Source organism: Methylobacterium sp. FW306-05-D (assembly GCF_058782155.1).
Genome location: NZ_JBYSXL010000110.1, coordinates 1 through 10,170, shown reverse-complemented (window position 1 = coordinate 10,170; position 10,170 = coordinate 1). Strand labels below are relative to the sequence as shown.

Here is a 10,170-nt window from a genome sequence, read left to right as displayed (position 1 = left end):
GCCCATGACGACCACCCCCAAACCCGCCCCCGAGCGCTACAACGCCAAGGACACCGAGCTGCGCTGGCAGCAGGCCTGGGACGCGGCGGGCATCTACGCCACGCAGAACGACGATCCCCGGCCGAAATACTACGTGCTGGAGATGTTCCCCTACCCGTCGGGGCGCATCCATATGGGCCACGTGCGCAACTACGCCATGGGCGACGTGGTGGCGCGCTACAAGCGGGCGCGCGGCTTCAACGTGCTGCACCCGATGGGTTGGGACGCCTTCGGCCTGCCGGCCGAGAACGCCGCCATGGAGCGCAAGGTCAATCCGCGCGACTGGACCTACGCCAACATCGCGACGATGCGCGGCCAGCTGCAGAGCATGGGCCTGTCGCTGGACTGGAGCCGGGAGATCGCGACCTGCGATCCCGACTACTACAAGCACCAGCAGCGCATGTTCCTCGACTTCCTCGGCAAGGGGCTGGTGACGCGGCGCACGGCCAAGGTGAACTGGGACCCGGTGGACCACACCGTGCTGGCCAACGAGCAGGTCATCGACGGGCGCGGCTGGCGCTCGGGCGCCCTGGTGGAGCAGCGCGAGCTGACCCAGTGGTTCTTCAAGATCACCGATTTCGCGCAGGACCTCTACGACGCCCTCGACGGCCTGGAGCGCTGGCCGGAGAAGGTGCGGGTGATGCAGAAGAACTGGATCGGCCGCTCGGAGGGGCTGGAGGTCCGCTTCGCCCTGGAGGCGCCCCCGTCCCATCTCGAGCCCGAGATCAAGGTCTACACCACGCGGCCCGATACCCTGTTCGGGGCGAAGTTCCTGGCCATCGCGGCCGACCACCCGATCGCGGCGGCGCTCGCGCCGGCCCACCCGGCGCTGCAGAGCTTCATCGAGGAATGCCGGCGCACGGGCACGGCCCAGGCCGCCATCGACACGGCGGAGAAGCTCGGCTTCGACACCGGGCTGAAGGTCCGCCACCCCCTCGACCCGTCCTGGCGGCTGCCGGTCTACGTCGCGAACTTCGTGCTCATGGAGTACGGCACCGGCGCCGTGTTCGGCTGCCCGGCCCACGACCAGCGCGACCTCGACTTCGCCAACAAGTACGGGCTCGGCAACACGCCCGTGGTCTGCCCGGAGGACCAGGACGCATCGACCTTCGTCGTCACCGACACCGCCTATGACGGCGACGGGCGGATGATCAACTCGCGCTTCCTCGACGACATGACCACCGACGAGGCCTTCCACGCGGTGGCCAACCGCCTGGAGGCGGAGATCCTCGACGGTGAGCCAGTGGCGCAGCGCAAGGTGCAGTTCCGCCTGCGCGACTGGGGCGTCTCGCGCCAGCGCTACTGGGGCTGCCCGATCCCGATCATCCATTGCGAGGCCTGCGGCCCCGTGCCCGTGCCGGTGGCCGACCTGCCGGTGCGGCTGCCCGACGACGTCTCCTTCGACGTGCCCGGCAACCCGCTGGAGCGGGACCACGCCTGGCGCGACGTCCCCTGCCCCACCTGCGGGCAGCCGGCGCGGCGCGAGACCGACACCATGGACACCTTCGTGGACTCGTCCTGGTACTATGCCCGCTTCACCGCGCCCTGGCTGCAGGACGCGCCCACCGACCGCAGGGCGGTCGACCAGTGGCTCGCCGTCGACCAGTATATCGGCGGCATCGAGCACGCGATCCTGCACCTGCTCTACGCCCGCTTCTTCATGCGGGCGATGAAGGCCACCGAGTGGTCCGGCGTCTCGGAGCCCTTCGACGGCCTGTTCACGCAGGGCATGGTCGTCCACGAGACCTACAAGGATGCGGCCGGGGCCTGGGTGCCGCCGGCCGACATCCGGATCTCGGCCGAGTCCGGGACGCGCGAGGCGTTTCACGTGAAAACGGCGGAGCCGATCACGATCGGCGCCATCGAGAAGATGTCGAAGTCGAAGAAGAACGTCGTCGACCCGGACGACATCATCGCCAGCTACGGCGCCGACACCGCGCGCTGGTTCATGCTCTCCGACTCGCCGCCCGAGCGCGACGTGATCTGGACCGAGGACGGCGTCCAGGGCGCGGCCCGCTTCGTCCAGCGCGTCTGGCGCCTCGTCTCCCTGGCGAGCGCCGTCGAGACGGCCGAGGGCGGGGGCGACGCCGCCCTGCGCAAGGCCGCGCACAAGGCCCTGGCCGCCGTCGAGGAGGACGTGGAGCGCCTGCGCTTCAACCGCTGCGTCGCCCACATCTACACCCTCGCCAATGCCCTGGACGAGGCCCTGCGGGGCGGCGTCTCGCGGGCCGTCGCCGGGGAGGCGGCCGGCATCCTGACCCAGCTGATCGCCCCGATGATGCCGCATCTGGCCGAGGAATGCTGGCGGGCGCTCGGCCGCGACGGCCTCGTCGCACAGGCGCCCTGGCCGGAGGTGGAGCGCGCGCTCCTCGTGGAGGACAGCGTCACCCTGCCCGTCCAGATCAACGGCAAGAAGCGGGCGGACGTCACGGTGCCGCGCAGCGCCGACGTCGCCGCGGTCCAGGCCCTGGTGCTCGCCGACGCAGCGGTGCAGCGGGCCCTGGAGGGCCGCGCTCCGAAGAAGGTGATCGTGGTTCCGGGCCGGATCGTGAACCTCGTCGTCTGATCGGGGGTCGGCGCCAGGCGGCCCTCCTCCCCAGCGGATCTCGGGGCCGCCCGCGATCCGTCGAGCGTGCGGGGAGGCGTTGGCGGTAGGGGTGGTTGGGTGACCCTCGAGCGCAGGAGGCTGGGGGCACTCCCCCCCGCTCCTGACCTGTCCCCGCGAGGGACGGAGGGACGCCAACAACATCCACACCCCCGGTCCGGCGACCATGATCCTGCCGGATAGGAAACGTAAAGCTTGCGCCGATTAGGCTGTCGTCGAACCTTGGTTCGCCGTACAGACGGGCGGGGCGAGACAGCGAGACGGCGGCGGGCATGATGCGCTTGGCAAACGGGGCAGGGGCGGTTCGGGCAGCGGCGACCGGCACGGTCGGCCGGGCCGCGCGGGTCGCGGCCGTCGCCGCCCTGGCGCTCAACCTGTCGGCCTGCTTTCGCCCCCTCTACGGTCCCACCGCCTCGGGCGAGCCGATGGCCGCCCTCCTCGCCTCGGTGCAGGTCGACGACGTGGCGATGGCGCAGGGCCAGGAGCGCCTGGGGCATTACCTGCGCAGCGAGCTCATCTTCGATCTCGACGGTTCGGGCCAGCCCTCGACCAAGCGCTATCGCCTGAAGATGCAGGGCAGCGAGTCGGTGCAGACCCCGATCGTGTCCTCGCAGACCGGTCGCGCCGAGGCCGGCACCATCGTGGGTACGGTCAAGTACGCCCTCGAAGACCTGAGCGGCACCAAGATCATCAGCGAGGGCGTGGCGACCTCGACCGCGACCTACGACCGCTCGATCCAGCGCTTCGCCAGCCTGCGGGCCGCCCGCGACGCAGAGATCCGCCTCGCCAAGGTCCTGGCCGAGCAGATCAAGACCCGCATCGCCTCCGTGCTGGTGACCAAGCCCTGAGCCGCGCCGCGTGACCGCCGTCAAGGCCAGCGACGTCGACGGGCTGATCCGGCGCGGGCCCGACCCGCGCATCGCGGTCCTGCTCGTCTACGGGCCGGATACCGGCCTCGTCTTCACCCGCGCCAAGGCCCTGGCGGAGGCCTTCGTCAGCGATCCGGGCGACCCCTTCGCCATGGTGAAGATCGACGGGGACGTACTGGCCCAGGACCCCGGCCGCCTCGTGGACGAGGCCGGCACCGTCGGGCTGTTCGGCGGCACCCGCACGATCTGGATCCGGGCGGGCAGCCGCAATTACGCGCCCGCCGTGGAGGCGGCCCTGAAGGCCGAGATCCGGGACGCCCGCATCGTGGTGGAGGGCGGCGACCTGGCCAAGAGCGCGCCCCTGCGGACGCTGTGCGAGAAGTCGCCCAAGGCCCTCGCCCTGCCCTGCTACCCGGACGACGAGCGGGCGCTCGCCGAGCTCATCGACCGCACGCTCCAGGACCAGGGCCTGCGCATCGCCCGCGACGCCCGGGACGTCCTCGCCACCAGCCTCGGCGGCGACCGCGGCGCCAGCCTGTCGGAGATCGAGAAGCTCGCCCTCTACGCCCGCGGGCAGGGCCAGGTCAGCCTGGACGACGTCGAGGCGGTGGTCAGCGACGTGGCCGGCAGCGTGCTCAACACGCTGATCGACGCCGCCTTCGCCGGGCGCAGCGGCGAGGTGGAACGCGACTACCGCCGCTTCCGCCACGAGGGCATGGACCCGTCCGTCATGCTCGGCTCGGCCCTGCGGCACGCCCTGACCCTGCTCGCCACCCGGCTCGCCACCCGGCTCGCCGGGGAGGGGCAGAGCGCCGGCGCGATGGTGGCGAACTGGCGCGGCCTGCATTTCCGGCGCAAGGCGCTGGTGGAGACCCAGCTCGCCCGCTGGTCGCCCCCGGCCCTGCGGCACGCCATCCAGCTGCTCCAGGACGCGGTGCTGGCCTGCCGCCGGGCGGACCCGGACCTGGCCCACGCCCAGGCCTCGAGCACGCTCCTGCGCATCGCCGGCGAGGCCGCCCGCCGGCGCTGAGATTCAGCCCTCCGGCAGCGTGACCCGGAAGCGGTTGCAGAGCCCCCGAAGCTCCTCGGCGGTCTCGTAGCGGATGCGGATCTCGCCCGCCCCCGCCACCTTGGATTTCAGCGCCACGGTCACGCCGAGCGCCCGCGCCATGGCCTGTTCGAGGGTGCGGATCTCGGCGTCCTTCTCGGCCGCGCGGCGGGGCCGGCCGGGGCGGGGGCCGTCGCCCTCCGGCACCTCAGCGGAGGCCAGGGCCTCGACCTCGCGGACGGACAGCCCCTCCTCCACGATGCGGCGGGCGACGGCCTGGGCATCGCGCACGGCCAGCAGCGCGCGGGCATGGCCCGCCGTGATCTCGCCGGCCACGACCCGGTCCTGGATCGCCGGGGCGAGCTGGAGCAGGCGCAGGGTGTTGGCGAGGTGGCTGCGGCTCTTGCCCAGGATCTCGGCGAGTTCGCTCTGGCTGTACTGGAACTCGCTCATCAGGCGCTCGTAGCCGGCGGCCTCCTCGATGGCGTTGAGGTCGGTGCGCTGGACGTTCTCCAGGATGGCGAATTCGAGGGAGGTCCGGTCGTCGATCTCCACCGTGACCACCGGCACCTCGTGGAGCCCGGCGCGCTGGGCCGCGCGCCAGCGGCGCTCGCCCGCCACGATCTCGTAGGTGTCCGGCACGCCCGCGAGCGCCCGCACCACGATCGGCTGGATGATGCCGCGCAGCTTGATCGAGGCCGACAGCTCCTCGAGGTCCACCTCGTTGAAGCGGCGGCGCGGGTTGCGCGGGTTCGGGCGCAGGAACTCCACCGCAACCTTGCGCTGCGCCTGGGACTTGCTCGCCTCGGCGTTGTCGTCGCCGAAATCGCCGATCAGGGCCGCGAGGCCGCGCCCGAGCCGGGGCCGCACCACATCATCCGCCATCGCCACCTGCTTCAACTCCGAACCTGACTAGACCGCTTCACCGGGCGGGGGCAGGGCGCCCCCGCCTCGTCACGCCGCAACGGGCAGGCGCCCCTCGCGCTGGATGATCTCCGAGGCGAGGCGCAGATAGGCTTGGCTACCCGCACATTTGAGATCGTAGAGCAGCACCGGCTTGCCGTGCGACGGCGCCTCGGACACGCGCACGTTGCGCGGGATCATGGTCTCGTAGACCTTCTCGCCCATGAAGCTGCGCACATCCGCCACCACCTGCGCCGACAGGTTGTTGCGCGGATCGAACATCGTCAGGACGATGCCCTGGATGGTCAGGCGCGGATTGAGGGCGCCGCGGACCTGCTCGACGGTGCGCAGGAGTTGGCTCAGGCCCTCCAGGGCGAAGAACTCGCATTGCAGGGGCACCAGCACCGCGTCGGAGGCGGCCAGGGCATTGATGGTGAGGAGGTTCAGGGAGGGCGGGCAGTCGATCAGCACGTAGGTGACGCCCGCCGTGGCGCCGGCCTCGCCGACGCCCTTGAGCACGGTGCGCAGGCGATGGGCGCGGTCCGGCGCGCTTGCCATCTCCATCTCCAGGCCGAGGAGGTCCATGGTAGAGGGCGCCACCATCAGGCGCGGCACCGCGGTCGGGATGCAGGCCTGCCCCAGGGAGGCCTCGCCGGCCAGCACGTGGTAGGTCGAGACCTTGCGCTGGCGGCGGTCGATGCCCAGACCCGTGGAGGCGTTGCCCTGCGGATCGAGATCGATCACCAGCACGCTCTCGCCGATGGCGGCCAGCGCCGTGCCGAGGTTGATTGCCGTCGTCGTCTTGCCGACGCCGCCCTTCTGGTTGGCCAGCGCCAGGATGCGCAGCGGCCGATCCGGGTTGCCGCCGGTCTTCGGTACGGGAGTCGGATCGCTTGTCATGAATCCACGCGAGATAGGGTCGTGACGCGGACGATCCGCGCTTCCGACTCGGTTCGGCTCGGCACGAGATCGTAAACGAATCTCCACCGTTGCGCGGCCTCGGTCAATTCCGATTGGACGTCACGTCCTTTCGGAAACAGGCCGACCGTGCCGGTTGTCAACAGCGGCTCCGCCCAGGCGAGCAGCTGGGCGAGGGGGGCGAGCGCCCGGGCGCAGACCACCGCGACGCCTTGATGGCCGCCGATGACCTGCTCGATGCGGGCATTGTGCACGCGGGCCGGCGCCTGGGTGAGGCGGGCGGTCTCGGTGAGGAAGGCGCATTTGCGCGCGTTGCTCTCGACGAGATCGACCCGGAATCCCGGCCGCTCGTGGCCCGCGATGGCGAGGACGAGCCCGGGCAGGCCGGCGCCGGCGCCGAGGTCGAGCCAGGTCTCCGCCTCCGGGGCGATCTCCCGGAGCTGGAGCGCATCGGCGATGTGGCGGGTCCAGACCTCCGACAGGGTGGCGGGCCCGACAAGATTCTTCACATTCTGCCAGCGCCGGAGCTGCTCGACATAGAGGTCGAGGCGCCGGGCTGTTTCACGTGAAACACCCGCTGCCGCCAGGACCCGATCGCGGTCGCGATCAGAGGCCATGGGCAGCCCCGCGATCGGCGCGGCGGGCATGGGCGGCGAGCAGGGTGAGGGCGGCCGGAGTCACGCCCTCGATCCGTGCCGCCTGGCCGAGGGTGCCGGGACGGACCGCCTCGAGCTTCAGGCGCATCTCGTTCGACAGGCCGGGGATGCCGGCATAATCGAGGCGGATCGGCAGGGCGACCGCCTCGTCCCGGCGGAAGGCGGCGATGTCCGCCCGCTGGCGGTCGAGATAGACCGCATAGGTGGCGTCGGTGCAGAGTCGCTCGGCCACGCGGGCCGGCACGGCGGCGAGCTCCGGCCAGACCGCGCAGAGGCGCGCCCAGTCGATCCCCGGGTGGGACAGGAGCTCGAAGGCGCTGCGGCGGATGCCGTCCTGATTGAGCGCGATACCGACGGCGCGGGCCTGGTTGGGGGTGAGGCTCAAGGTGTCGAGTTGGGCGCGCGCGGCGTCGAGGGCCGTCTGCGCGGCGGCGAAATGCGCGGCCCGGCGCGCGCCGACGCAGCCGAGGGGGGCGCCCTTCGGGGTCAGGCGCTCGTCGGCATTGTCGATGCGCAGCGACAGGCGGTACTCCGAGCGCGAGGTGAACATGCGGTAGGGCTCGCTCACCCCATGGGTGACGAGGTCGTCGATCATCACCCCGAGATAGGATTCGGCCCGGTCGAAGGTGGTGAGCGCGGAGCCCCCGGCGAGGCGGGCCGCGTTGATGCCGGCGACCACCCCCTGCCCCGCCGCCTCCTCGTAGCCCGTGGTGCCGTTGATCTGCCCGGCCAGGAACAGGCCCGGCAGGCGCTTGGCCTGGAGGGTCGCGTCGAGCTCGCGCGGATCGACGTAATCGTACTCGATGGCGTAGCCCGGGCGCAGGATCGTGGCCCGCTCCAGGCCGGGGATCAGCGCGATGACGTCGCGCTGGACGCTCTCGGGCAGCGCGGTGGAGATGCCGTTCGGATACACCGTCGGGTCGTCGAGGCCTTCCGGCTCGAGGAAGATCTGGTGGCCCTCGCGGTCGCCGAAGCGGACGACCTTGTCCTCGATGGAGGGGCAGTAGCGCGGACCACGGCTGGCGATCCCGCCCGAATACATCGGCGAGCGATGCAGGTTGGCGCGGATCAGATCGTGCACCGCCTGGGTGGTGCGGGTGATGCCGCACTGGATCTGCGGCGTGGTGATCCGCTCCGTCAGGGTCGAGAACGGGACGGGGTCCTCGTCCGCCGACTGCATCTCCAGGCCGGACCAGTCGATGGTGCGGCCGTCGAGGCGTGCGGGCGTGCCGGTCTTCAGGCGGCCGAGGGCGAATCCGGCCCGGTCCAGCGTCCGGGCCAACCCGACGGACGGGGCCTCGCCGACGCGGCCGGCCGGGATCTGGGTCTCTCCGATATGGATGAGACCGCGCAGGAAGGTGCCGGTGGTGAGCACCACGGCGCCGCAGGGGAGGGTGCGCCCGTCGGCCAGGATCACGGCAGAGACGCGGCCCTGCGCGAGGGCGAGATCGGCCACCTCCCCCTCGATCACGCCGAGATTCGCGGTCTCCGCGATGGCGGCCTGCATGGCGCGGGCATAGAGCTTGCGGTCGGCCTGGGTGCGCGGGCCGCGCACCGCCGGCCCCTTGCGCCGGTTCAGCAGCCGGAACTGGATGCCGGCCACGTCGGCGACGCGCCCCATCAGGCCGTCGAGGGCATCGACCTCGCGCACGAGGTGACCCTTGCCGAGGCCGCCGATCGCCGGATTGCAGGACATCGCGCCGATGGTGGCGGCCCGATGGGTGACAAGGGCCGTCCGCGCGCCGATCCGCGCCGCCGCCGCGGCGGCCTCGACGCCGGCATGGCCTCCACCGACGACGATGACGTCGTAGGAATCAGGTGTGTGGTGCATGGGATCGATTAAGCGGGCAGAGCGCCGATGGTCAACGCATGGATGCGCCGCAGCGCGGTTTTCACGTGAAACCGCCGGCTCGTGGTCCCACGGTCACAGAGGGATGGCGGGCCCGGTCACTTGCCGATGCAGAAGCCCGAGAACAGCCGGTCCAGCATCTCCTCGACGCCCACATGTCCGGCGACCTCGCCCAGCGCCCGCACGGCAAGCCGCAGGTCCTCGGCGGCGAGCTCGGGCAGGGCCGTCCCGGCCAGCAGGCGGTCGAGATGCTCGCGGCAGCGGGACAGGCCGAGCCGATGGCGCTCGCGGGTGATGAGGGCATCCCCGCTTCCCACCGCCTCTTCCGCCTTCGCCGCGATCGCTGACAGCAGCCAGTCGAGGCCCGCCCCGGTCTTCGCCGAGATGCCGATCCCGCCCTCCGGCAGGGCGGCCGCGGGGTCGAGATCGCGCTTGGTGTGGACGCGCAGCACGGGTCCGTCCGGCCTCGGTAGCGGCGGCGCGGATTCGGCGTCCGGTCCGTGCAGCAGCACGATCAGGTCGGCCTGCTGCATGCGGGCGTGCGTCCGGCGGATGCCCTCCGCCTCGATCGCATCACCGGCCTCGCGCAGGCCGGCGGTGTCGACGAGGGTCACCGGCAGGCCGCCGAGATCGCAGCGGATTTCGATCACGTCGCGGGTGGTGCCGGGGGTGGCAGAGACGATCGCCGCCTCGCGTCGGCTCAGGGCGTTCAGGAGCGTCGACTTGCCGGCATTGGGCGGTCCGGCCAGGACCACCGTGAAGCCGTCGCGCAGGCGCTCGCCACGGCGGGCATCCGCGAGCACCGTCGCGACCGCGTCGCGGATCGCCCGCGCCTTGTCCGCCAGGGCGGCATCCAGGGCCGCGTCGTCGACGTCGCCCTCGTCCGAGAAGTCGAGGGCCGCCTCGACGCCCGCGAGCAGGTCGATGAGCCGTGTGCGCCAGTCGGCCACCTGTCGGCCGAGCGCGCCGTCGAGCTGGCGCAGGGCCTGTCGCCGCTGCGCCTCGGTCTCGGCGTCGATGAGGTCGGCGATGCCCTCGGCTTCGGTGAGATCGAGGCGTCCGTTGAGGAAGGCCCGGCGGGTGAAGGCCCCCGGTCCGGCCGGGATGCATCCGGGGATGTCGGCCAGGGCCCGCAGGACCGCGCTGCGGACCGCGACGCCGCCGTGCAGGTGGAGTTCCACCATGTCCTCGCCGGTGAAGCTGGCGGGCCCCGGCATCCAGGCGATGAGGGCTTGGTCGAGGGGCGTGCCGTCGGGCGCGCGCAGGGTGCGGAGGGAGAGGCG

The 10,170-nt window shown here is 71.9% G+C and carries 8 protein-coding genes; 3 read left to right on the top strand and 5 right to left on the bottom strand.

Annotated features, from left to right (window positions below; genetic code table 11):
* The first annotated feature begins 4 nt into the window (after nucleotides 1-4).
* The 3 genes from leuS (at nucleotide 5) to holA (ending at nucleotide 4,543) form a co-directional block, all read left to right on the top strand.
* The gene (gene leuS, locus AC3WLN_RS22420; RefSeq protein ID WP_492484979.1) at nucleotides 5-2,605 is read left to right on the top strand and encodes a leucine--tRNA ligase; all 2,601 of its coding nucleotides are present in this window, start codon (nucleotides 5-7) and stop codon (nucleotides 2,603-2,605) included.
* Nucleotides 2,606-2,916: 311 nt separating this feature from the next.
* Nucleotides 2,917-3,492, top strand: a complete 576-nt coding sequence (lptE, locus tag AC3WLN_RS22415) for an LPS assembly lipoprotein LptE (protein WP_492484977.1) — start codon at nucleotides 2,917-2,919, stop codon at nucleotides 3,490-3,492.
* A gap of 10 nt (nucleotides 3,493-3,502) precedes the next feature.
* Complete coding sequence (holA, locus tag AC3WLN_RS22410) at nucleotides 3,503-4,543, top strand: DNA polymerase III subunit delta (RefSeq protein WP_492484975.1); 1,041 nt, start codon at nucleotides 3,503-3,505, stop codon at nucleotides 4,541-4,543.
* Nucleotides 4,544-4,546: 3 nt separating this feature from the next.
* Here the strand turns inward: holA and AC3WLN_RS22405 are convergent, their stop codons facing one another.
* The 5 genes from AC3WLN_RS22405 to mnmE form a co-directional block, all read right to left on the bottom strand.
* The gene (locus AC3WLN_RS22405; protein WP_492484973.1) at nucleotides 4,547-5,446 is read right to left on the bottom strand and encodes a ParB/RepB/Spo0J family partition protein; all 900 of its coding nucleotides are present in this window, start codon (nucleotides 5,444-5,446) and stop codon (nucleotides 4,547-4,549) included.
* 69 nt (nucleotides 5,447-5,515) lie between these two features.
* A complete protein-coding gene (locus AC3WLN_RS22400; RefSeq protein WP_492484971.1) occupies nucleotides 5,516-6,364 on the bottom strand; it encodes a ParA family protein in 849 nt (282 codons plus the stop codon).
* Entirely contained in the window at nucleotides 6,361-6,999 is a 639-nt protein-coding gene (gene rsmG / locus AC3WLN_RS22395; protein ID WP_492484969.1) for a 16S rRNA (guanine(527)-N(7))-methyltransferase RsmG, read from the bottom strand. Before rsmG ends, AC3WLN_RS22400 begins: the two co-directional genes overlap by 4 nt.
* Nucleotides 6,989-8,869: a tRNA uridine-5-carboxymethylaminomethyl(34) synthesis enzyme MnmG gene (mnmG, locus tag AC3WLN_RS22390; RefSeq protein ID WP_492484967.1), complete on the bottom strand. Its 1,881-nt coding sequence runs from the start codon at nucleotides 8,867-8,869 to the stop codon at nucleotides 6,989-6,991. Before mnmG ends, rsmG begins: the two co-directional genes overlap by 11 nt.
* 116 nt (nucleotides 8,870-8,985) lie before the next feature.
* Nucleotides 8,986-10,170, bottom strand: a 1,185-nt coding sequence (gene mnmE / locus AC3WLN_RS22385) for a tRNA uridine-5-carboxymethylaminomethyl(34) synthesis GTPase MnmE (protein ID WP_492484965.1), incomplete at its 5' end; no start/stop codon positions are given.